Origin of the sequence: Streptomyces sp. NPDC002018 (assembly GCF_042890865.1) — a bacterium.
Lineage (GTDB): Bacteria > Actinomycetota > Actinomycetes > Streptomycetales > Streptomycetaceae > Streptomyces.
Genome location: NZ_JBIASO010000003.1, coordinates 238,764 through 262,154 on the forward strand (window position 1 = coordinate 238,764; position 23,391 = coordinate 262,154).

At 72.1% G+C, this 23,391-nt stretch carries 14 protein-coding genes; 10 read left to right on the plus strand and 4 right to left on the minus strand.

The features are described 5' to 3' along the window. Positions 1–33 precede the first annotated feature (33 nt). Positions 34–1,707, minus strand: a complete 1,674-nt coding sequence (locus ACFYYH_RS06740) for a PucR family transcriptional regulator ligand-binding domain-containing protein (RefSeq protein ID WP_388546815.1) — start codon at positions 1,705–1,707, stop codon at positions 34–36. Between the two features lie 115 nt (positions 1,708–1,822). On the opposite strand from ACFYYH_RS06740, the gene ACFYYH_RS06745 reads away from it, so the two are divergent. The 6 genes from ACFYYH_RS06745 (at position 1,823) to ACFYYH_RS06770 (ending at position 13,079) form a co-directional block, all read left to right on the plus strand. Further along, positions 1,823–3,385, plus strand: a complete 1,563-nt coding sequence (locus ACFYYH_RS06745; protein WP_388546818.1) for a sodium:solute symporter — start codon at positions 1,823–1,825, stop codon at positions 3,383–3,385. A 259-nt stretch (positions 3,386–3,644) separates the two neighbouring features. Then, the gene (speB, locus tag ACFYYH_RS06750) at positions 3,645–4,715 is read left to right on the plus strand and encodes an agmatinase (RefSeq protein WP_388546822.1); all 1,071 of its coding nucleotides are present in this window, start codon (positions 3,645–3,647) and stop codon (positions 4,713–4,715) included. Then, the gene (locus ACFYYH_RS06755) at positions 4,712–6,382 is read left to right on the plus strand and encodes a thiamine pyrophosphate-binding protein (RefSeq protein ID WP_388546824.1); all 1,671 of its coding nucleotides are present in this window, start codon (positions 4,712–4,714) and stop codon (positions 6,380–6,382) included. Before speB ends, ACFYYH_RS06755 begins: the two co-directional genes overlap by 4 nt. A 231-nt stretch (positions 6,383–6,613) precedes the next feature. Further along, positions 6,614–7,486: a serine hydrolase gene (locus ACFYYH_RS06760; RefSeq protein WP_388546826.1), complete on the plus strand. Its 873-nt coding sequence runs from the start codon at positions 6,614–6,616 to the stop codon at positions 7,484–7,486. Between the two features lie 132 nt (positions 7,487–7,618). Then, positions 7,619–11,527 carry an ABC transporter ATP-binding protein gene (locus ACFYYH_RS06765; RefSeq protein ID WP_388546827.1) on the plus strand — a complete coding sequence of 1,303 codons (3,909 nt, stop codon included), beginning with the start codon at positions 7,619–7,621 and terminating at the stop codon, positions 11,525–11,527. 109 nt (positions 11,528–11,636) lie between these two features. Further along, a complete protein-coding gene (locus ACFYYH_RS06770; RefSeq protein WP_388546828.1) occupies positions 11,637–13,079 on the plus strand; it encodes a S28 family serine protease in 1,443 nt (480 codons plus the stop codon). Between the two features lie 162 nt (positions 13,080–13,241). On the opposite strand, the gene ACFYYH_RS06775 is transcribed toward ACFYYH_RS06770, so the two are convergent. The 3 genes from ACFYYH_RS06775 to ACFYYH_RS06785 all read right to left on the minus strand — a co-directional run bounded on the left by ACFYYH_RS06775 (position 13,242) and on the right by ACFYYH_RS06785 (position 17,477). Further along, positions 13,242–15,068, minus strand: a complete 1,827-nt coding sequence (locus ACFYYH_RS06775; RefSeq protein WP_388546831.1) for a glycoside hydrolase family 3 protein — start codon at positions 15,066–15,068, stop codon at positions 13,242–13,244. 278 nt (positions 15,069–15,346) lie between these two features. Beyond that, positions 15,347–16,123, minus strand: a complete 777-nt coding sequence (locus ACFYYH_RS06780) for a sugar phosphate isomerase/epimerase family protein (protein ID WP_388546834.1) — start codon at positions 16,121–16,123, stop codon at positions 15,347–15,349. A gap of 262 nt (positions 16,124–16,385) precedes the next feature. Further along, entirely contained in the window at positions 16,386–17,477 is a 1,092-nt protein-coding gene (locus tag ACFYYH_RS06785) for a LacI family DNA-binding transcriptional regulator (RefSeq protein WP_388546836.1), read from the minus strand. 138 nt (positions 17,478–17,615) lie between these two features. Here ACFYYH_RS06785 and ACFYYH_RS06790 point away from each other — a divergent pair, with 138 nt between their 5' ends. The 4 genes from ACFYYH_RS06790 to ACFYYH_RS06805 all read left to right on the plus strand — a co-directional run bounded on the left by ACFYYH_RS06790 (position 17,616) and on the right by ACFYYH_RS06805 (position 23,335). Next, positions 17,616–18,767 carry a Gfo/Idh/MocA family protein gene (locus ACFYYH_RS06790; RefSeq protein WP_388546839.1) on the plus strand — a complete coding sequence of 384 codons (1,152 nt, stop codon included), beginning with the start codon at positions 17,616–17,618 and terminating at the stop codon, positions 18,765–18,767. Further along, complete coding sequence (locus ACFYYH_RS06795; protein WP_388546842.1) at positions 18,764–19,924, plus strand: dihydrodipicolinate synthase family protein; 1,161 nt, start codon at positions 18,764–18,766, stop codon at positions 19,922–19,924. Before ACFYYH_RS06790 ends, ACFYYH_RS06795 begins: the two co-directional genes overlap by 4 nt. A gap of 44 nt (positions 19,925–19,968) precedes the next feature. Continuing rightward, complete coding sequence (locus ACFYYH_RS06800; RefSeq protein ID WP_388546844.1) at positions 19,969–20,760, plus strand: sugar phosphate isomerase/epimerase family protein; 792 nt, start codon at positions 19,969–19,971, stop codon at positions 20,758–20,760. A gap of 343 nt (positions 20,761–21,103) precedes the next feature. Next, on the plus strand, positions 21,104–23,335 hold the full coding sequence (locus ACFYYH_RS06805) for an ATP-dependent RecD-like DNA helicase (protein WP_388546847.1): 2,232 nt from the start codon (positions 21,104–21,106) through the stop codon (positions 23,333–23,335). The last annotated feature ends 56 nt before the right edge of the window (positions 23,336–23,391 follow it).

Consider the following 23,391-nt stretch of genomic DNA (forward strand, 5'->3'; position numbering starts at 1 on the left):
AGTCGGGGTGTCCAGGGCCCGGGGCCGGGCGCCTCAGAGCCGGCCCAGCGCGAACCACAGCTCCATCCGTACGTCGGCGTCGTCCAGATCGGCGTCGAGCAGCGCGGCGCAGCGGGCGACGCGCTGGCGGACCGTATTGCGGTGGACGGCCAGGGCCACCGCCGTACGGTCCCAGCTCCCGTGCAGCGAGAGCCAGGCGCGCAGGGTCTCCACCAGGGCGGGGGAGCCGGCCAGCGGTGCCAGCCGGGTACGGGCGTGGGCGGCGGCCTCCTCGGGGTCGAACAGTGCGCCGAGTCCCGTCTCGTGGTGGCGTACGAGCGGGGTACGGGTGGCCTCGGCGCGGCGCAGCGCGCGCCCCGCGCGGGAGTCGGCGGCGGCGAGTCCGGCCGGAGCGACGGGATCGCTGACGCCCAGGGTCCAGCCGGGCTGGGCGGTGACCTCGCGGTCGGTGAGGACGCGGACCGTCGTGGCGTCCGCCTCGACCAGCGCGCTGCCCAGGGCGGCGGCGAGCGCGCCCGCGGCGAAGGGGGTGGTGCCGCCGCGCGCGTGGACGACCGTCCAGGGCCCGGCGCCGAGCAGGGGCGCGGCCTCGGCGGGCGGGGCCCCGAGCAGCAGCCGCAGGAGCGCGGCCGAGCGGCCCGCCTCCGCCGCGCCCTGGTGGGGTGCGGTCAGCAGCGAGAGCAGGACGACGGCGACGCCGGCGATGGTGTGGTCCCCGCTCTCCCGGGACCCGGCGGCCACGCCGAGGACCAGGCCCCGGCCGCCGCCGAGCGCGTAGGCGGCGAGAGGGGTGCCGTCGGCGGTGTCGGTGGCGGAGGAGGGGGCCGACGGGGGTGATGGGGGTGACAGGGCTGACGGGGGTGACGGGAGTGACGAACTCGGTCCGGGGGCCGGTGCGTGCCCCGGACCGGCGCCCGGACCGTGACCCGGTGCGGGACCTGGACCGGCGCCCGGGACGACCACCCGGGTCAGTCGCGCGAGGGCCTTCCCCGCCGCCGGGGAGAGGGCCCTCCCCGTCGCGTACACCTCGGTGCCGTCCGGTGCGAACAGCACCGCGCGGCCCTCCAGCCGTGCCGCGAGCTGACGCAGCACCGCGGGCACCGGGTCCTGGCGGGCCGCCGCGGCGGCGAGCCCCTGCTGGGCCTCGCTGACCCGGCGCAGTTCCCGGTGGCGGGCCTCCGCCATCAGCCGCCACACCGCGCGGGCCACCGCCGTGAACGGGGTGCGCGGCGGCACCTCCAGCAGCGGCAGCCCATGCCGGTCGCATGCCTCCACGAGGGCCGCCGGGACGGTGTCGTACACGGGTGTCACGCCGAAACCGAGCGCCGCCGCCCCCGCCTCCACCACCCGCGCCACATAGCTGTCGGAGTGGGCGGCCGTGAGCTGGACACCGGCGGTCAGCAGCAGTTCGCCGCCCAGCAGATACGGATACGGATCGGCCATCTCCGAGGTGTGCACCCAGTGGATGGCGGTGGCCCCGGCCGCCGCCGCGGTGACGGTGGGGGCTGTGGTGCCTGCGTTGGCAGTGGTGCCTGTAGTGGCTGTGGTGGCGCTGGTGGCAGTGGTGTGGGAGGGGCCCGCGATCCGGCGCAGACCGAGGCTCCGGTCCGCGAGCAGCGCCGCCAGGGGAATCGGCGGGGTGGGCGGGGCAGGCCGGGCGGACGGGGTACCTGGGGGCGGGGCGGGAGCGGTGACGGGATCAGGCATGGATGGTCCATCCGTCGGCGGTGCGTGGAATGGATGAAACGTACACTTCAGCGTTGCTTTCCGGCCACCTACCGTCATGACCCACGGACGAGGCGGGACGAGACGGAGGAAGCCCATGGCTGTCGACTACGCGGTGATCGTCGTCTATCTGGCCGGCATGCTCGCCATGGGCTGGTGGGGCATGCGCCGCGCCCGGTCCAAGAGCGAGTTCCTGGTCGCGGGACGCAGGCTCGGACCCTGGATGTACTCCGGCACGATGGCCGCCATCGTCCTCGGCGGCGCCTCCACCATCGGCGGTGTCGGCCTCGGTTACCGCCACGGCCTCTCGGGCGCCTGGATGGTCTTCACCATCGGCCTCGGTCTGCTGGCGCTCTCCGTCTTCTTCTCCGCGCGGATCGCCCGGCTGAAGGTCTACACCGTCTCCGAGATGCTCGATCTGCGGTACGGCGGCCGGGCCGGGGTGATCTCGGGCCTCGTGATGTGGGCGTACACGCTGATGCTCGCGGTCACCTCGACCATCGCGTACGCCACGATCTTCGATGTCCTCTTCGACCTGAACCGTACGATCGCGATCGTCCTGGGCGGGGCGATCGTCGTCGCGTACTCGACGCTCGGCGGTATGTGGTCCATCACCCTCACGGACATGGTGCAGTTCGTCGTCAAGACGATCGGGGTGCTGCTGCTTCTGCTGCCCATCGCGGTGGTCAAGGCGGGCGGCTTCGACGAGATGAGGGCGAAGCTGCCGGACGAGTACTTCGCGCCGTTCGGCATCGGTGGCGAGATGATCTTCACCTATGTGCTGATCTACACCTTCGGCATGCTGATCGGACAGGACATCTGGCAGCGGGTGTTCACCGCGCGCGGTGACAAGGTGGCGCGCTGGGGCGGCACGGTCGCCGGTACGTACTGTCTGGTGTACGCCCTGGCCGGCGCGGTCATCGGGACGGCGGCCAAGGTGCTCTACCCGGATCTGGGCAGCGCGGACGACGCGTTCGCGACGATCGTCAAGGACGAGCTGCCCATGGGGGTGCGGGGGCTGGTGCTGGCCGCGGCCCTCGCGGCCGTGATGTCGACCTCCTCGGGAGCGCTGATCGCGTGCGCCACCGTCGCCAACAACGACATCTGGTCGCGGCTGCGGGGCGGCGGTGGCGGACGGAGGGGCACGGACCCCGGCGAGGCACCGGACGGGGCGGGCGCGGCGCACGGCGGGGGACCCGACAAGGCGGGCGAGGCACCGGACGGGGCGGGCGAGGCGCGGGACGAGGTGCGGGGGAACCGCCTCTTCATCCTGATCATGGGCATCGCCGTGATCGCCATCTCGATCGCGCTGAACAATGTCGTCGAGGCGCTGACCGTCGCGTACAACCTGCTGGTCGCCGGACTGCTCGTACCGATCCTCGGCGGGCTGCTGTGGCGGCGCGGCACGGTGTATGGCGCGCTGGCCGCCGTGGTCGCCGGGGGCGGGGCGGTCGTGGGGCTGATGGCGGCGTACGGCATCCTCGCCACGGAACCGATCTACTACGGGCTGCTCTCCTCGCTGGCCGCCTATCTGATCGTCAGCCTGGTGACGAGGCCGACGGACGAGGCGGTGCTGGTGGCCTGGCGCCGGCGCCTGGCTGGTGAGGCGCCCGAGGAGGCATCGGCGAGCACCCCCGCTCCCGTGGCGCCGCTGGCCTGAGGGCGGTTTTCCACAGGGCTGGAGCCAGGTTATCCACAGGCTGGGACTCAGGTCGCGGGCCCGGTCCATCCTTGACGCAGCGACACAACACCGCGACGCCCCAGCACCGCAAACGCGGCGCCATGACGCCGCGGCAACACGACGACACGGCGACACGGCGACACGGCGACACGACAACACAGACCCACCCGTGCGTGACAGCGCGCCGCGGAGCACCGCGTGGCCGCACGCATCACCCATCACCCGGAGAGGCCCGACGATGAGCAGCAACGGACAGGTACACCCGGCCCCGGCCGGCCGCGAGGACGGCCCGCGCGGCCCCGTCGACTCGTCGCGTGTGCCGAGGTACGCCGGACCGGCCACGTTCGCCCGGCTGCCCCGGCTCGACGAGGTTGGCACCGCCGATGTCGCCGTCGTCGGTGTCCCCTTCGACACGGGGGTGTCCTACCGGCCGGGCGCGCGGTTCGGGGGGAACGCGATCCGTGAGGCGTCCCGGCTGCTGCGTCCGTACAACCCGGCCCAGGACGCCTCGCCCTTCGCGCTCGCGCAGGTCGCGGACGCCGGGGACATCGCCGCCAATCCGTTCCGTATCGACGAGGCCGTCGAGACCGTCGAGGCCGCCGCCGACGAACTGCTCGGCACCGGGGCGCGGCTGATGACCCTCGGCGGCGACCACACCATCGCGCTGCCCCTGCTGCGCTCGGTGGCGAAGAAGCACGGACCGGTGGCGCTGCTCCACTTCGACGCGCACCTGGACACCTGGGACACCTACTTCGGCGCCGCGTACACCCACGGCACACCGTTCCGCCGGGCCTTCGAGGAGGGGATCCTCGACACGGAGGCGCTCTGCCACGTCGGCACCCGGGGCCCGCTGTACGGGAAGAAGGATCTGGACGACGACGCCAGGATGGGCTTCGGCATCGTCACCTCGGCCGATGTGATGCGCCGGGGTGTCGACGAGATCGCCGACCAGCTACGGCAGCGGATAGGCGACCGCCCGCTGTACATCTCCGTCGACATCGATGTGCTCGACCCGGCGCACGCGCCCGGCACCGGCACCCCCGAGGCCGGCGGGCTCACCTCCCGCGAGCTGCTGGAGATCCTCCGGGGGCTGGCCTCCTGCGATCTGGTCTCGGCGGATGTCGTCGAGGTCGCGCCCGCCTACGACCACGCCGAGATCACCTCCGTCGCCGCCTCGCACACGGCGTACGAACTGACCACGCTGATGACCCGCCGGATCGCCGCCGCGCGGACCGCCGCCGGACAGGCGGCCGCGGCCACCGCCGGGTCCGGGCACGGCGCCCCGTCCGCCGGGGGGACGTCGAAGTGACCCACGACCACGACGCGGTGCCGCGCCTCACCGAGGCCCAGACCAAGGCCGCGCTGAACCCCCCGGCCGGGCGCAACGGCGGTGATCTCGTGGTGGAGACCCTGCGCGGCCTCGGCGCCACCACCGTCTTCGGGCTCCCCGGACAGCACGCGCTCGGCATGTTCGACGCCCTGCGCCGCTCCGATCTGGCCTATGTCGGGCTGCGCGTCGAGAACAACGCGGGATTCGCCGCCGACGCGTACGGCAGGGTCACCGGCGAGGTCGCCCCGCTGCTGCTCTCCACCGGCCCCGGTGCGCTCACCTCACTGCCCGCGCTCCAGGAGGCGGCCTCGGCCTCCGCCCCGGTCCTGGCCATCTCCAGTCAGGTGCCGGCCGCCGGTCTCGGCGGCGGACGCCACGGTTATCTGCATGAACTCCGCGACCAGCAGGCGTCCTTCCGCGACATCGTGAAGTCCGTGCACCTGGTCCGCACCGCCTCGCAGATACCCTCCGCGATCGCCGCCGCCTGGGAGTCCGCGCTCACCGCCCCGCACGGCCCGGTCTGGGTGGAGATCCCGCAGGACGTGCTGCTCGCCCCGACCGCGCTGCCCGTCGTCACGGTGCCGGACGCCACCCCGCGCGAGCTGCCTCCCCGCCCCGAGCTGACCGCCGTGGCGGCGCACGCCCTGTCCCACGCCGAGCGTCCGGTGATCGTCGCGGGCGGCGGAGTCGTACGGTCCGACGCCTCCGGCAAGCTGCTCGCCCTCGCCGAGAAGCTGGCCGCGCCGGTCGTCACCACCTACGGGGGCAAGGGCGCCTTCCCCTGGGAGCATCCGCTGTCGCTCCAGTCCTGGCTGGAGGACCGGCACCTCACCGACTTCCTGGAGGAAGCGGACGTCCTGCTGGTCGTGGGGTCCGGTCTCGGCGAGCTGTCCTCGAACTACCACACGTTCCGCCCCCGGGGCCGGATGATCCAGATCGAGGCGGACCTCGGCAAGCTGGAGTCCAACCATCCCGCGCTCGGTGTGCACGCCGACGCCAGGGCCGCGCTGGCCGCGCTGCTGGAGTCGGTGACCGGGCGCCGGGACCCGGCCGCCGCCGCGTCGGTCCGTACGGTCCTGGCGAAGGTACGGGACAGGATCGAGGCCCAGGACCTCACCCTGGAGCGGCAGGTGCTCGCCGCCGTCCGCGCGGCCCTGCCGGACACGTCCCCCAGCTTCTGGGACATGACGATCCTCGCCTACTGGGCCTGGGCGGCCTGGCCGGGACCGATGCACTCCGCCCAGGGCGCGGGCGGCCTGGGCTACGGCTTCCCCGCGGCCCTCGGCGCCGCGGCGGCCGACCGTACGAGACCGGTCCTGGCCGTCTCTGGCGACGGCGGTGCGATGTACTCGATCGCGGAGCTGGCCACCGCCCGTCAGTACGACCTCCCGGTCACCTGGCTGATCGTCGACGACGGCGGATACGGCATCCTGCGCGAGTACATGACGGGCGCCTTCGGCGAGGCGAGCGGTACGGAGCTGTCCCGCCCGGACTTCGTGGCCCTCGCGCACTCCTTCGGTGTCCCGGCGGTCCGTACGACCCCGGAGTCGCTGCGCGAGGACCTCGCCGCGTCGCTGGCCGCCCCGGGGCCCTCGGTGGTCGTGCTGCCCGCCCTGCTCAGGATGTTCGCGCCGACGCATCTCTGAGGGGCCGGCCCAGTCCCGGCCCTGCCCCGGTCCAACCCGGCCCAGCCCCGGCCCCGGTCTGCGGTCCGCCGACGGGCGGTTCCGTCCCGTTCGGACGAACACGATTTGATTTCGACCGGTCATTGTGTTCGAGCCCATACAACCATTGACCCCTCGCTGTGCATCATGTCTGCGAGCGCGCCGGACGGCGGTGCTCGCGGACGCGACAGCGGCAGGGGCGGGACTCTCTTCATGACTCACCAGCTCATGACTCACCAGCGAATATCCTGGCGCGCCCGGGGCGCGCTCTCCGTCGCCCTCACCGCGGGGCTCGTACCGGTCGCCGCCGGAGCGGCTCCCGCCGTGGCCGCGGCTCCCGCCGTCGCCTGTACCTCGGGCAGGGCGGGCCTCGCCGCCAAGCTGTCCAAGGACATCACGGCGGCGCTCAAGTCCAGGAAGTCCACCACCGCCGTCGCGCTGTACGACCGCACGACGAACACGCGCTGCACCCTCCGCGCCACGCAGAAGTTCGACTCCGCCAGTGTCGTCAAGGTCACTGTCCTCGCGACCCTGCTCTGGGACGCGAAGAAGACGAACCGCTATCTGACCCAGCGCGAGGTCGATCTCACCACCGCCATGATCACCAAGTCGGACAACGCCGCCACCAGCACCCTGTGGAAGCAGCTCGGGCTGACGAAGGTCAAGGGCTTCCTCAAGGCGGCGGGCATGACCCAGACCACGCCGGGCGCCAACGGTTCCTGGGGCCTCACCCAGATCACCGCCCGTGACGAGCAGCAGCTCCTGACCCTGGTGACCGCCAGGAACGCGGTGCTCAGCGACAACGCCCGCAGCTACATCCTTGACCGGATGCGCCGGGTGGTCGCGTCCCAGCGCTGGGGTGTCCCGTCGGGCGCCCCCGCATCCGCCACCGTCCAGCTCAAGAACGGCTGGCTCCAGCGGTCCACCCACGGCTGGCGCGTGCACAGCGTCGGCGCGTTCACCGGCAAGGGCAACAACTATCTGATCACCGTGCTCACCCACGACAACAAGACCATGAACGACGGCGTCAACACGATCCAGGCCGTCGCCCGTGTCGTCCACAAGGATCTCGCCGCCGCCAAGTGACACGGCACCCCGGGTCCTAGGACCCGTCCTAGGATCCGGGACCGGTCTTTGCCGCGGTTTGTTGCGGAGGGATGAAATCCGCCGCCGCCCGCGTTGGGCATTCCGGCAGATCAGGACGACCGGGAGGCATCAGTGGCGGCGGAAGAGGGCTGGGCACGGCGGCTGGCCGGGTACGCGTGGCGCTACCGGCGCAATGTGGTCCTGGCGCTCGGTTCATCCCTCGCCGGCATGGGGGTGATGGCACTCGTCCCGCTGATCACCAAGGTCGTCATCGACGATGTCATCGGGGACGGACATCGCTCCCTCCTCGTCTGGACGGGACTGCTGATCCTCGCCGCGCTCGTGGTCTACGCCACCGCCTATGTGCGGAGGTACTACGGCGGACGGCTCGCGCTCGACGTCCAGCACGATCTGCGTACGGACATGTACGCCACGATCGCCCGCCTCGACGGGCGGCGTCAGGACAGCCTCTCCACCGGACAGGTCGTCGGCCGCGCCACCAGTGACCTCCAGCTCATCCAGGGCCTCCTCTTCATGCTGCCGATGACCATCGGCAACGTCCTGCTGTTCCTCGTGTCCCTGGTGATCATGGCGTGGCTCTCACCGCCGCTGACCCTGGTCGCGCTGGCCGTCGCCCCGGCCGTCTGGTACATCGCACGCCGCAGCCGCACCCGGCTGCACCCCGCCACCTGGTACGCCCAGTCGCAGGCCGCGGCCGTGGCCGGGGTCGTCGACGGCGCCGTCTCCGGGGTCCGTGTCGTCAAGGGCTTCGGCCAGGAGGACCAGGAGACCGGCAAGCTCCGCGAGGCCGGCCGCAGGCTCTTCGCCGGACGGCTGCGCACCATCAGGCTCAACGCCCGCTACACCCCCGCGCTCCAGGCCGTCCCCGCGCTCGGGCAGGTCGCGATGCTGGCGGTGGGCGGCTGGCTGGCCACGCGCGGTGAGATCACCCTCGGCACGTTCGTCGCCTTCTCCACCTATCTCGCCCAGCTCGTCGGCCCGGTCAGGATGCTCGCCGTGGTGCTGACCGTCGGCCAGCAGGCACGGGCCGGGGTGGAACGCGTACTGGAGCTGATCGACACCGAGCCGACCCTCCAGGACGGCACCAAGGAGCTGCCTGCCGACGCCGGGACCTCCGTCGAGTTCGACGACGTGTCGTTCGCGTACCAGGACGGCAGGCCCGTCCTCGACGGCTTCTCGCTGGAGATACGGCCCGGCGAGACCGTCGCCGTCGTCGGCTCCTCCGGCAGCGGCAAGTCCACGGTCTCGCTCCTGCTGCCCCGCTTCTACGACGTGACGCGCGGCGCGGTCCTCGTCGGCGGCCACGACGTGCGCGAACTGACCCTCGACTCCCTGCGGGCCGCGATCGGTCTCGTACCGGAGGACAGCTTCCTCTTCTCCGACACCGTCCGCGCCAATGTCGCCTACGGAAGGCCGGACGCCACCGAGGAGGAGATCCTCCAGGCCACCCGCGCCGCCCAGGCCCACGGCTTCATCAGCGAGCTGCCCCGCGGCTACGACACCAAGGTGGGCGAGCAGGGCCTCACCCTCTCCGGCGGACAGCGCCAGCGCATCGCCCTGGCCCGCGCCATCCTCACCGACCCCCGGCTGCTCCTGCTCGACGACGCCACCTCCGCCGTCGACGCCCGGGTGGAGCACGAGATCCACGAGGCGCTGCGCGCCGTGATGGCCGGCCGTACGACGCTGCTCATCGCCCACCGCCGCTCCACCCTGGGCCTGGCGGACCGTATCGCCGTGCTCGACGGCGGCCGCCTCGCCGACATCGGCACCCACGAGGAGCTCCAGGAGCGGTCCGCCCTCTACCGGCGGCTGCTGACCGATCCGGACGAGCTGGGCGAGGTCTCGCCCGGCCACTCCCCGGTCACCGCCGAGTGTCCCGAGGACATCCGTACGCCCGAGGAGGCCGGCGCCCTCCAGCGGGAGATCGACGCCGAGTTCGACGCGGGGCGCGGGGTCACCCCCGCGCTGTGGATACGGGAGGAGAGGTCGTACGCCGCCTCCGACGCGGCGGCACCCGGCGCCACCCCCGAACTGCTCGCCCAGGTGGAGGCGCTGCCCCCGGCCACCGACCTCCCCGAGGTCGACGAGGCGCGCGCCGTCGCCGCCGAGGACTCGTACGGGCTGCGCAGGCTGCTGCGCGGCTTCGGGCTCCCGCTGCTGGTCAGCCTCGCGCTCGTCGCCGTCGACGCCGGGATGAGCCTGCTGCTGCCGGTCCTCATCCGGCACGGGATCGACCAGGGCGTGGAGCGGCTCGCGCTCGGCGCCGTATGGGTGGCCGCCTCGCTGGGACTGGCGGCCGTGCTCGTCCAGTGGGCGGCGCAGATCGGCGAGACCCGCACGACCGGACGGACCGGGGAACGCGTCCTCTACGCGCTGCGGCTGAAGATCTTCGCGCAGCTCCAGCGGCTCGGCCTCGACTACTACGAGCGGGAGCTGACCGGGCGCATCATGACGCGGATGACGACCGACGTGGACGCGCTGTCGACGTTCCTCCAGACCGGTCTGGTCACCGCCTTCGTCTCCGTCGTCACCTTCTTCGGCATTCTGGTCGTGCTGCTGGTGATCGACATCCAGCTCGCGCTGGTGGTCTTCGCGACCCTGCCCGTGCTGATCGTCGGTACGGTCTACTTCCGCCGCAAGAGCGTGCGGGCGTACGAACTGGCCCGGGAACGCATCAGTGTCGTCAACGCCGATCTCCAGGAGTCGGTGTCCGGGCTGCGGATCGTCCAGGCGTTCCGGCGCCAGAAGGACGGCGCGGAGCGCTTCGCCCGGCGCAGCGACCACTACCGCGCGGCCCGGGTGCGCGGCCAGTGGCTGATATCGGTGTACTTCCCCTTCGTGCAGCTCCTGTCCTCGGTGGCCGCGGCGGCCGTGCTGATCGTCGGCGCGGGCCGGGTGGAGGCGGGGACCCTCACGACCGGCGCGCTGGTCGCGTATCTGCTCTACATCGATCTGTTCTTCGCCCCGGTGCAGCAGCTCTCGCAGGTCTTCGACGGGTACCAGCAGGCGAGCGTCTCGCTCGGCCGTATCCAGGAGCTGCTGCGGGAACCGACCTCGACGGCCTCCGCGAAGGAGCCGCTGGACGTGCTGTCGCTGCGCGGCGAGATCGCTTTCGAGGGCGTGGAGTTCACCTACCACGGACTCGCCTCCGAGGAGGACTCGGCGGGCGCCGGGGGAGCCGTGGACTCAGCGGCCCCTGTGAGCCCCGTGAGCCCCGCGTCCCCCGTGAGCCCCGCGTCCCCCGTCGGCTCCGAGGGAGTGGCGGATACGGCGGGTGCGACGGGAGTGGCGGATGCGGCGGATGCGGCGCGTTCCGGGGAGGCCGCCCTGACCGGTGTCGATCTGCGGATACCGGCCGGCCAGACCGTCGCCTTCGTCGGCGAGACCGGCGCGGGCAAGTCCACCCTGGTCAAACTGGTCGCGCGGTTCTACGACCCGACCGGCGGCCGGGTCACCGTGGACGGCACCGATCTGCGGGAGCTGGATCTGACGGCGTACCGGCACCGGCTCGGCGTCGTACCGCAGGAGGCGTATCTCTTCGCGGGCACGGTCCGGGACGCCATCGCCTACGGACGGCCCGAGGCGCGCGACGCGGATGTGGAGGCGGCGGCCCGCGCGGTCGGCGCGCACGAGATGATCGCCACCCTGGACGGCGGCTATCTGCACGAGGTCGCCGAGCGGGGCCGCAATCTCTCCGCCGGACAGCGCCAGTTGATCGCCCTGGCCCGTGCCGAACTGGTCGACCCGGACATACTGCTGCTCGACGAGGCCACCGCGGCCCTCGACCTGGCCAGCGAGGCCCTGGTCAACCAGGCCACCGACCGGCTGACGGGCCGCCGTACCACCCTGGTGGTCGCCCACCGGCTGACCACCGCGGCCCGCGCGGACCGGGTCGTCGTGATGGACCACGGCCGGGTCGTGGAGGACGGTACGCACGAGGAACTGCTCGCGCTGGAGGGCCGGTACGCCAAGCTGTGGCGGAGCTTCCTCGGCGAGGAGGAGCCGGCCGCGGTGGTCTGAGACCCCGGGGGCCGGCCCGGCCGGCCGGATCAGTGCCGGGACGGCACTGGCGGGTCGGGCATGCATCCCGCTAGGTTCACGGCGTCTGTCATGAACACAGGGAGTGTGAATGCGCAAGGCGCTGAGATGGCTGTTGTCGCTCGTGCTGATCATAGGCACGGTGGCCACGGCCGGTGCGGCCACCGCCGCCGATCGGGGTGCGGACCACCAGACCGCCACCGACACCACCGACATCAAGGACCGGGTCCTCGCCATCCCGGGGATGAGTCTGATCCAGGAGAAGCCGTACGAGGGCTACCGCTACTTCGTTCTCAACTACACCCAGCCGGTGGACCACCGTCATCCGTCCAAGGGCACCTTCCAGCAGCGCGTCACCCTGCTGCACAAGGACACCAGCCGGCCGACGGTCTTCTTCACCGGGGGCTACAACGTCTCCACCAACCCGAGCCGCAGTGAGCCGACGCGGATCATCGACGGCAACCAGGTCTCCATGGAGTACCGCTTCTTCACGCCGTCCCGTCCGCAGCCGGCCGACTGGTCGAAGCTGGACATCTGGCAGGCCGCCAGCGACCAGCACCGGATCTTCTCGGCGTTCAAGAAGATCTACCCCAAGAAGTGGCTCTCCACGGGCGGTTCCAAGGGCGGTATGACCGCCACGTACTTCGAGCGCTTCTACCCGCGTGACATGGACGGCGTCGTCGCGTACGTCGCGCCCAACGACGTCGTGAACAAGGAGGACTCGGCGTACGACCGGTTCTTCGAGCGGGTCGGCACCAAGGAGTGCCGCGACAAGCTCAACGGCGTGCAGCGCGAGGCGCTGGTCCGGCGCGGGGCGCTGGAGACGACGTACCAGGAGTGGGCGGACGCCAACGGGTACACCTTCACCACCGTCGGTTCGCTGGACAAGGCGTACGAGGCCGTGGTGCTCGACTTCGTCTGGGCGTTCTGGCAGTACAGCCTGCTCTCCGACTGCGAGTTCATCCCGGTCGCGGCCACCGCCTCCGACCAGGAGATCTACGACACCATCGACGCGATCTCCGGCTTCTCCGCCTACACGGACCAGGGTCTGGAGACCTACGCGCCGTACTACTACCAGGCGGGCACCCAGCTCGGCTCGCCCGACATCAAGCAGCCGCACCTGGGCAAGCTGAGCCGTTACGGCTACCAGCCGCCGCGGAACTTCGTACCGCGTTCCATCCCGATGAGGTTCGACCCCTCCACGATGCCGGACGTCGACTCCTGGGTCCGTCGCCACGCGAACCAGATGCTGTTCGTGTACGGACAGAACGACCCGTGGGGTGCGGAGCCCTTCCGCCTCGGCCACGGCGCGCGTGACAGCTATGTGTATGTCGCGCCGGGCGCCAACCACGGCGCCAATGTCGCCGCTCTCGTCCCGGACGAGCAGGCGAAGGCCACGGCCAGGATCCTGGCGTGGGCGGGCGTCGCCCCGGCCGCCGTCCAGCAGGACGCGGCGAAGGCGAAGCCGCTGGCGCCGTTCGACTCCAGGCTGGACCGGCAGAAGGCCGAGCGTGAGCACACGCTGAGGCCGTAGCACGTCGGCAGGGCCGTGACCCGCGGGGCGCGGCCCCGCCACCGGTCCGCGCGGCCCTGTGCCGACGGGGACCGTGCCGGGCCGACCGTGCCCGCCGCTGCCGGACCCGAGGGTCCCGGGAACGGCGGGCACGGCTGTGTGACGGCTCGGGCGCCCGGCCGGTCAGTAGGACAGACCATGACCGATCGGATACAGCTCCCGCGTCGGATCGTCCGCGCGCTGCACCGGCACGGGCAGGACGCCCCGGGGCCTGACCCGTCCCGCGATCACCCGCGCCGCGGCCCGCACCTCGACATCCGTCCAGGAGTACGCGGCGAGGGACGCCTTGACGCCGGACAGCCGCGCGATGTCGTAGGGGTTGCGGATGGCGACCGTGATCACCGGCACACCGGTCGCGACGAGCGCGTCGACCAGAGTGCGCTGCGAACTGGTCGCCGAGACGTTGTACGTGGCCACGACGACCGCGTCCTTGCCCCGCGCGGCCGCCACCGCGGCGTCGGTCTGCGCCGCGCTCGGGGCCGTACCGGTGGACAGGGCCGTGGCGGTGAAACCCAGCTCGGTCAGCGCCGTGGCGAGCACGGTGGTCGGCGGTCCCGTCGTCCCGGACGGCGAGGCCGGATCGGCCCCGACGACCAGCAGATTCCTCTTCCGCCGCCTGTTCAGCGGCAGCAGCTTCTTCTCGTTGACGAGCAGGGTGGTGGTCCGCTCGGCGATCCGGTCGGCGGCGGCGAGATGGGCCCGGGTGCCGACCTTGCGGTCCACGTCCCGCAACGACACAGCGGCATCGCCGCGGAACAGACCCAGCCTGTCCTTCAGTTCGAGGACACGGAGGACGGACTCCTCGATCCGTGCCTCGCTGATCTCGCCGCTCCCGACCGCCGCCAGGACGGCGTCGCGGGCGAGCCGGAGATTCGGCGGATTGAGCAACTGGTCGACGCCCGCCTTGAGCGCGAGCACGGGCACCCGGTCGTCGCCGTACTTCTGCCGTACGCCCTCCATACCCAGCGCGTCGGTGATCACGACGCCGTCGTAGCCGAGCTGTTCGCGCAGTACGCCGGTGACGATCGGGTGCGAGAGCGTCGCCGGGTCCTCGCTGGGGTCCAGGGCTGGCACGACGATGTGCGCCGTCATGATCGAGGTGACACCGGCGGCGATCGCGGCCCGGAACGGCGGCGCGTCCAGCTCGTTCCACTGCTCACGGGTGTGGTGGATGGTGGGCAGCGCGTAGTGGCTGTCGTCCTTCGTGTCACCGTGGCCCGGGAAGTGCTTGGCCGCGGTGGCGATCCCGGCGCTCTGATAGCCCGTCACCTGGGCGCGGACCATACCCGCCACGGCCTCCGGACCTGCGCCGAAGGACCGTACGCCGATGACGGGGTTGGCCGGGTTGACATTGACGTCCGCGTCCGGCGCGTAGTTCTGGTTGATGCCCATCGCGGCCAGCTCCACGCCGGCGATCCTGGCGGCCTCACGGGCGTCGGCGTGCGAGCGGCCCGCGCCGAGCGCCATCGCGCCCGGCAGCAGCGTGGCCGGCTTGCCGACCCGGGCGACGATGCCGTGCTCCTGGTCGGTGGCGATCAGCAGCGGGACCGGCGTCTTCTGGGCCAGACCGGCCTTCTGGACGCCGTTGGAGAGTTCTGCGATCTGGCGCGGATTACGGGTGTTGTGCGCCCAGGCGAAGTAGATGATGCCGCCGACGTGGTACGTCGAGATCAGCTCCGCGGCCGTACGGACCCCGATCTCGGCGAGGTTGGCGTCGATGTCCGCCTGGTCGGGAGCGGTGGCGGAGTGGCCGTACACCCGCATGACGAAGAGCTGGCCGACCTTCTCCTCCAGGCTCATACGGGAGATGAGGCGGCGGAGGCGGTCACGGCGGTCCGGGGCCGGATGCGGGGGGACGGCGGCCACGGGGGCGGCCGAGGCGGTAACGGCCGCCGCCGCTACGGCGGTCGCGGTGAGGAGAGCGCGTCGGGAGATGGTCCGGTCGTGCACTGGTGCTCCTTCCGGCTGTGCGCTGCGAGGGGGGTGAAGGAAACTTCCAAAGTGCAACGCATATCCGGAAAGTAACTGCCAGTCAAGGGTTCTGCCGCCGAGGGCGCTTCCACAGGGCGCTTCCACAGGGGCACTTCCGCGGGGGCGCTTCCGCGGGGCGCGCGGCCGAACCGCCACCGGGCGGCCGTCAGCGGGTGCGGATGCGTGTCACCGGGTGCGGCCGGGCGCCGCCGGGTGCGGTCGGCGGCGCACCGCCCTCCTGTCCCTCCTGGCCTTTTCTAGAGGGCCAGGAGGTGCCGCCGGCCCGCCGCCAGCAGTTCCGGCAGCTCGGCCGCCTGCGGGTACCAGCGCTTCTCGTACTCCCAGCACACCCAGCAGTCGTCGTCGAGCAGCGCCAGGCACTCGCCCAGCGGCAGCACTCCCGCGCCCAGCGCCAGCGGTGTCGTGTCCTCCGCCGAGGCGATGTCCTTCACCTGGACATAGCCCAGATAGGGGCCGAGCGCCGCGTGCGTGGTGACCGGGTCCTCCCCGCCCAGCCAGGTGTGCATCACATCCCAGACCGCTCCCACCTGCGGATGCCCCACCGGCCCCAGCACCCGGGCCGCGTCCGCTCCCGTCCGGTGCGAGTCATGGGTCTCCATCAGGATCCGTACGCCGAAGTCCGCCGCCAGTTCGGCCGCCGTGGCCAGCCGTCGCGCCGCCGTCGCGTCGGCGTCGGCCGGATCCTGGTCACCGCCGCCCGGGAAGACACGGATGAACGAGGCGCCCAGATCGCGTGCCAGCCAGAGCAGTTCGTCCAGCTCCTGGCGCAACCGGTCCTCATCGGCCGTCGCGCTCGCCACCTGGGTGTATCCCGCGACCGTCAGGATCTCGATGTCCGCGCGCTTGAACTCGTCGACCACCGCGGCCCGTTCGCGCGCCCCGATCCCCGGGTGCACGGGCTCCTCCGGGTGGGCGCGCAGCTCCACCCCCTGGTACCCGGTCGAGGAGGCGAGTGCCACGACCTCGGGGATGGGCAGCCCCGGCACCCCGAGGGTCGAGAAGGCGAGCTTCATGGGCCTGTTCCTTTCCTCATGTTCTTCCGGAAAGATGATCGTCGTCCTTCCGGAGGTATGACCGCTTCTGCCCGGAACGGAAGCCGTCACGCCTGGTCGGCCCAGTCCGTCCTGTCCCGTGCCCGCGCCCCGGTCCTTCCATGCCCGCGCCCTCGGTCCGCCCGCGCGCGGATGTCAGCCCGTCGGTACCCGCGCCCACGTCCGCCCGTACCCGCACCCACGTCCGCCCGTACCCGCACGCCGGCCCGCCCCTGCGCGCGCCTCAGTCCGTCCGTGGCGGTGCCGTCGACGCCCGTGCCATCAGCTCCGCCCCGATCGTGGCGATCCCGCCCGGCGGCGGCGCCTCCGTCCCCATCGCCAGCCGTCCCGCCCGCGCCCCCGCCTCGTACAGCGGCAGCCGTACGGTCGTCAGCGCGGGCACCGCGTCCACCGCGAACGGCAGATCGTCGAAGCCCGCCACCGAGACGTCCTGCGGAATGCGCAGCCCCTGGTCGCGGATGGCCGCGCACGCCCCCAGCGCCACCGTGTCATTGGCCGCGACCACGGCCGTCAGGCCCGGTGCGCGGCGCAGCAGCTCCAGCGTCGCCTCGTATCCGGAGCGGCGGGTGTACGGCCCGTGGACCGTCAGCGGCTCCCGTTCCCCGGCGCTCTCTCCGGTCCGCCACCCCCCGCTCAGCCCCGCCGCCGCCATCGCCGCCCAGTGCCCCTCCAGCCGGTGCCGGGTGGTCGTACGCTCCACCGGGCCCGCGACATAGCCGATCCGCCGGTGCCCGAGCGCCAGCAGGTGTTCGGTCAGCCGCCGGCCGCCGCCCCGGTTGTCGAAGGCCAGCGCCGCCACGATCGCCTCGCTGTCCGGCAGCGGGGGGCGCCCGCACAGCACCACCCGGGTCCCCGCGTCGGCCAGTCGCGCCAGCTTCGCGGTCATCGCGGCCGTGTGCGCCGGGTCTTCGAGCGCCCCGCCTGTCAGGACGACGGCCGCGGCCCGCTGGCGCTGGAGCAGGGTCAGATAGGTCAGCTCGCGTTCGGGCGAGCCGCCCGTGTTGCAGACGATGGCGAGCTTCTCGCCGCCCGCCCTGCCGGTGCCCTCCTGGCCGCCGATCTCGGTCTGGGCCGCCCCGGCCATGATGCCGAAGAACGGGTCCGCGATGTCGTTCACCAGGATGCCGACCAGGTCGGAGGTGGCGGCGGCGAGCGAGCTGGCGGGTCCGTTCAGCACGTAGTCCAGTTCGTCCACCGCCCGCAGCACGCGTTCCCGGGTGGCGGCGGCCACCGGGTAGTTGCCGTTCAGCACGCGGGAGACGGTGGCGGGCGACACCCGGGCGCGGGCCGCCACATCCGCCAGGGTGACTGTCATCGCTTCCTCCGAGGGGCACGAGGGGGATCTCCGGAAGTGCGCGCGGGAGATCGGGGCGGGCTCTTGTACCGGCCGCTGTCGCAGGCTAGCTTTCTACCTCATAGAAAGCGCTTGCTGCGGCCGTATGGAGGGAACTTCGTGACACGCAGGACAGTGCGGATCGCCATGAACGGCGTCACGGGGCGCATGGGATACCGGCAGCATCTGGTGCGTTCGCTCCTCGCGATCCGCGACGAGGGCGGCATGGATCTCGGGAACGGCGACGTCCTGTGGCCCGAGCCCGTCCTCGTCGGCCGTCGCGAGCACGCCCTCAGGGAGATCGCCGAGCGGCACGGCCTCACCGAGTGGTCCACCGACCTCGACACGGTCCTCGCGGACGACACGGTCGACATCTACTTCGACGCCCAGGTCACCTCCGCCCGCGTCGAATCCCTCAAGAAGGCGATCGCGGCGGGCAAGCACCTCTACACGGAGAAGCCGACCGCGACGGACCTCGCCGCCGCCCTCGACCTGGCCCGGCTCGCCACGAGCGCCGGCGTCAAGCACGGCGTCGTCCAGGACAAGATCTTCCTGCCCGGTCTGCTCAAGCTGAGGCGCCTCGTCGAAGGAGGCTTCTTCGGCGAGATCCTCTCCGTACGGGGTGAGTTCGGGTACTGGGTCTTCGAGGGCGACTGGCAGCAGGCCCAGCGCCCCTCCTGGAACTACCGCGCCGAGGACGGCGGCGGCATCACCGTCGACATGTTCCCGCACTGGGAGTACGTCCTGCACGAGCTGTTCGGACGGGTCACCAGCGTCCAGGCGCTCATCACCACCCATGTCCCGCGGCGCTGGGACGAGCGGGGCGAGCCGTACGAGGCGACCGCGGACGACGCGGCGTACGGGATCTTCGAACTGGACGGCGGCGCCGTCGCCCAGATCAACTCCTCCTGGACGGTCCGGGTCCACCGCGACGAACTGGTCGAGTTCCAGGTCGACGGCACCCACGGCTCGGCCGTCGCGGGCCTGCGCCACTGCCGGATCCAGCACCGCGGCAGCACACCCAAGCCCGTCTGGAACCCCGATCTCCCCGCCACCGAGTCCTTCCGCGACCACTGGCAGGAGGTCCCGGACAACAGCGAGTACGAGAACGGCTTCCGCGCCCAGTGGGAGCTGTTCCTGCGCCATGTGGCGCTCGACGAGCCGTACCACTGGGATCTGCTCGCGGGCGCGCGCGGGGTGCAGCTCGCGGAGCTGGGGCTGCGGTCCGCCGCGGAGGGCCGTCGCCTCGACGTGCCGGAGCTGACGCTGTGACCCTTCGGCTGCCTTCCGCGGGGGGCGGATCGTATCCGTACACCCCGCGTTCCGAGCCCGCCCGGTTCACCGGGGGAGGGGCGCCCCTCGTCTCCCGTACGGTCCTCGCCGCCGCCCATGTCGTCGCCGATCCCCGCGCCGACACCAGCCCCGACGCGCCGGCCGCCGTCGACTGGGACGCCACACTCGCCTTCCGCCGCCATCTGTGGTCGCACGGCCTCGGGGTCGCCGAGGCCATGGACACCGCGCAGCGCGGTATGGGCCTGGACTGGGCGGGGGCCGCCGAGCTGATCCGCCGCTCCGCCGCCGAGGCGAAGGCGGTCGGCGGCCGGATCGCCTGCGGGGCGGGCACCGACCAACTGGCCCCGGGACCCGCCTCCCTGGCCGATGTGCGCGCGGCGTACGAGGAGCAGCTCGCGCTGGTCGAGGAGAGCGGCGCCCAGGCCGTTCTGATGGCCTCCCGCGCCCTGGCCGCCGCCGCGACCACCCCCGACGACTACCTCGGTGTCTACGCCCCCCTGCTGAGGCAGGCCGCCGCACCGGTGGTGCTGCACTGGCTCGGCCCGATGTTCGATCCGGCCCTGGAGGGCTACTGGGGCAGCGCGGACCTCGACACGGCGACCGAGACCTTCCTCCAGGTCATCGCCGAACACCCGGCAAAGGTCGACGGGATCAAGGTCTCCCTGCTCGACGCCGGCCGCGAGATCGAGCTGCGCCGCCGGCTGCCGGCGGGCGTGCGCTGCTACACGGGCGACGACTTCCACTACCCGGAGCTGATCGAGGGCGACGAACGGGGCTTCAGCCACGCGCTGCTCGGTGTCTTCGACCCGCTGGGGCCGGTGGCGGCACAGGCCGTCCGCGTCCTGGACACGGGGGACACGAAGGGCTTCAGGCAACTCCTCGACCCCACCGTCGAACTGGCCCGCCATCTCTTCCGGGCACCCACCCGCTTCTACAAGACGGGCGTGGTGTTCCTGGCCTGGCTGGCCGGTCACCAGGACCACTTCACCATGGTCGGAGGCCTCCAGTCGGCCCGCTCGCTGCCCCATCTCGCACGGGCCTACGAGCTGGCCGACGGACTCGGGCTGTTCCCCGATCCCGGGCGGGCCGAGGCCCGGATGAGATCGCTGCTTGGCGTGTACGGGGCACCGGCGTGAGGGGCCCGTCGCACGGCGGTCTGAGCCGCCTCAGCATCAACCAGATGACGGTCAGACAGCTCACCCTGCCCGAGCTGACGGAGGCCTGTGTACGCCTCGGAGTGCCGGCCGTCGGCCTGTGGCGCGAACCGGTCCGGGCGTACGGGGCCGAGGCCGCCGCCAAGCTCGTACGGGAGGCCGGACTCGCCGTCACCACGCTCTGCCGCGGCGGCTTCCTCACCGCGACAGAGCCCGGCCGGCGCGCCGAGGCACTGGCGGACAACCGCGCGGCGATCGACGAGGCGGCCGTCCTGGGGACGGACACCCTCGTCCTGGTCTCCGGAGGGCTTCCGGCGGACAGCCGGGATCTGAGCGCGGCACGGGAACGCGTCGCCGACGGGCTGGCCGAGCTGGCGCCGTACGCGGCGGAGCGGGGCGTCCGGCTCGCGATCGAGCCGCTGCACCCGATGTTCGCGGCCGACCGCTGTGTGGTCTCCACCCTCGACCAGGCCCTCGAACTGGCCGAGCGCTTCCCGGCAGGACAGGTCGGCGTGGTCGTGGACACCTACCACGTCTGGTGGGACGACCGGGCGCCCGCCGCCGTCGGGCGCGCGGCCGGACGGATTTTCTCCTTCCAGCTCGCCGACTGGACGACACCGCTGCCGGCGGGGGTGCTGAACGGCCGTGGCCAGCTCGGCGACGGAGCGGTCGACCTGCGCGCCTGGCGCGAACGGGTCGACGCGGCGGGGTACTCGGGCCCGGTCGAGGTGGAGCTGTTCAACGAGGAGCTGTGGGGCCGGGACGGCGTGGAGGTCCTGGCCGAGGTGGTCGACCGGTACGTCCGGCACGCCCGCTGAGTGCGACGCGACGGACCCTCAGAACGACGGTGGCGGGCCCTGAGAACAACGGTGGCGACGGGCCCTCGGAACGGCATCGGCTCGGAACGGCATCGGCGAACGCCGGGAATGACGCGGCGAAACCGTACAACCCTTCCCGGGTGACGTCGGTCGTACATGCCATCAGGGCCTTCGGGGAGGGATCCGGGGGGATCGGAAGGCTCTGTCGGAGGGGGGAGCACGTGGGGCCCGGTTCATCGGACCGGGCCCCTTGCGGCGCCGGGCCCTCCCGGCCGGGCCCCCGGGGAACCGGAGTTGTCCACAGGCCCGTCGTGCTGTCGGAGCGGGGCGATAGCGTCGGGGCATGTCCAGTCCAGCAGTGCTCGAAGCCGTTCTCGAGCGGATCACCTACGCCAACGAGGAGAACGGCTACACGGTCGCCCGGGTCGACACCGGCCGCGGTGGCGATCTGCTCACCGTGGTCGGCGCCCTGCTCGGCGCGCAGCCGGGCGAGTCGCTGCGGATGGAGGGCCGCTGGGCCTCGCACCCCCAGTACGGCAAGCAGTTCACGGTGGACAATTACACGACGATCCTCCCGGCCACGATCCAGGGCATCCGCCGCTATCTGGGCTCAGGTCTGATCAAGGGCATCGGCCCCGTGTTCGCGGACCGGATAGTCGAGCACTTCGGCCTCGACACGCTCGACATCATCGAGGACGAGCCCAAGCGGCTGATCGAGGTGCCCGGCCTCGGACCCAAGCGGACGAAGCGCATCGCCGCCGCCTGGGAGGAGCAGAAGGCCATCAAGGAGGTCATGGTCTTCCTCCAGGGTGTCGGTGTCTCCACCTCCATCGCCGTGCGTATCTACAAGAAGTACGCGGACGCCTCGATCTCGGTCGTCAGGAACGAGCCGTACCGACTGGCGGCGGACGTCTGGGGCATCGGCTTCCTCACCGCCGACCGGATCGCCCAGGCCGTCGGCATACCCCACGACAGCCCCCAGCGGGTCAAGGCGGGCCTCCAGTACGCCCTGTCCCAGTCGACCGACCAGGGGCACTGCTTCCTGCCCGAGGAGCAGCTCATCTCGGACGCGGTGAAGCTGCTCGCGGTCGACACGGGCCTGGTCATCGACTGCCTGGCCGAGCTGGCGGGGGAGGACGAGGGGGTCGTACGGGAGACGGTGCCGGGACCGGACGGCGGGGAGCCGGTGACGGCGGTCTATCTGGTCCCCTTCCACCGCGCCGAGCTGTCCCTGTCCGCCCAGGTGTTGCGGCTGCTGCGCACCCGGGAGGACCGGATGCCGGCCTTCCGGGACGTGGCCTGGGAGAAGGCGCTGACGTGGCTGGCGGGCCGTACGGGCGCGGAGCTGGCCCCCGAGCAGCAGCAGGCGGTCCGGCTCGCGTTCACCGAGAAGGTCGCCGTCCTGACCGGCGGGCCCGGCTGCGGCAAGTCGTTCACGGTCCGCTCGATCGTCGAGCTGGCGCGGGCCAAGAAGGCCAAGGTGGTGCTGGCGGCCCCCACGGGGCGGGCGGCCAAGCGGCTCTCCGAGCTGACCGGCGCCGAGGCGTCGACCGTGCACCGGCTGCTGGAGCTGAAGCCGGGCGGGGACGCGGCGTACGACAGGGACCGCCCGCTCGACGCCGATCTGGTGGTGGTGGACGAGGCCTCCATGCTGGATCTGCTCCTGGCGAACAAGCTGGTCAAGGCGGTGGCGCCGGGCGCGCATCTGCTGCTGGTGGGGGATGTGGACCAGCTTCCGTCGGTCGGGGCGGGCGAGGTGCTGCGTGATCTGCTGGCCGAGGGCGGCCCGGTGCCGCGCGTCCGGCTGACCCGGATCTTCCGGCAGGCCCAGCAGTCCGGTGTGGTCACCAACGCCCACCGCATCAACGCGGGAGCGCAGCCCCTCACCCAGGGCCTCCCGGACTTCTTCCTCTTCGCCGAGGAGGAGACGGAGGACGCGGGCCGGGTCACGGTCGATGTGGCCGCCCGCCGGATCCCCGCCAGATTCGGGCTCGATCCCCGGCGTGATGTGCAGGTCCTGGCGCCGATGCACCGCGGACCGGCGGGCGCGGGCGCGCTCAACGCCCTGCTCCAGCAGGCCATCACCCCCGCCAGGCCCGATCTGCCCGAGAAGCGGGTCGGCGGCCGGGTCTTCCGTGTCGGCGACAAAGTCACCCAGATTCGCAACAATTACGAGAAGGGGGAGAATGGCGTCTTCAACGGCACCGTGGGTGTGGTCACCTCGCTCAGCCTGGACGACCAGCGCCTGACGGTGCGGACGGACGAGGACGAGGAGGTGCCGTACGACTTCGACGAGCTGGACGAGCTGGCCCACGCGTACGCCGTGACGATCCACCGCTCCCAGGGCAGCGAGTATCCGGCCGTGGTCATCCCGGTCACGACGAGTGCCTGGATGATGCTCCAGCGCAATCTGCTCTACACGGCCGTCACCCGCGCCAAGAAGCTGGTGGTGCTGGTCGGCTCCCGCAAGGCCATAGGACAGGCGGTGCGGACGGTGTCGGCGGGCAGGCGTTTCACCGCTCTGGACCACCGGCTCACGGGGACTTCCGCAACCGGGGCGAAGGGGGCAGGATGAGGAGGTTGGCGGCACTGAGTGCCGCCAAAAGGCCGAATGGCCGACCCCGAGTGCAC

Coding starts and splice junctions, on each gene's coding strand:
- ACFYYH_RS06770 (WP_388546828.1), top strand. CDS start 11,637: ATGCGCAAGGCGCTGAGATGGCTGTTGTCGCTCGTGCTGATCATAGGC.
- ACFYYH_RS06780 (WP_388546834.1), bottom strand. CDS start 16,123: ATGAAGCTCGCCTTCTCGACCCTCGGGGTGCCGGGGCTGCCCATCCCC.
- ACFYYH_RS06785 (WP_388546836.1), bottom strand. CDS start 17,477: ATGACAGTCACCCTGGCGGATGTGGCGGCCCGCGCCCGGGTGTCGCCC.
- ACFYYH_RS06760 (WP_388546826.1), top strand. CDS start 6,614: ATGACTCACCAGCTCATGACTCACCAGCGAATATCCTGGCGCGCCCGG.
- ACFYYH_RS06745 (WP_388546818.1), top strand. CDS start 1,823: ATGGCTGTCGACTACGCGGTGATCGTCGTCTATCTGGCCGGCATGCTC.
- ACFYYH_RS06740 (WP_388546815.1), bottom strand. CDS start 1,707: ATGCCTGATCCCGTCACCGCTCCCGCCCCGCCCCCAGGTACCCCGTCC.
- ACFYYH_RS06805 (WP_388546847.1), top strand. CDS start 21,104: ATGTCCAGTCCAGCAGTGCTCGAAGCCGTTCTCGAGCGGATCACCTAC.
- ACFYYH_RS06800 (WP_388546844.1), top strand. CDS start 19,969: ATGACGGTCAGACAGCTCACCCTGCCCGAGCTGACGGAGGCCTGTGTA.
- speB (WP_388546822.1), top strand. CDS start 3,645: ATGAGCAGCAACGGACAGGTACACCCGGCCCCGGCCGGCCGCGAGGAC.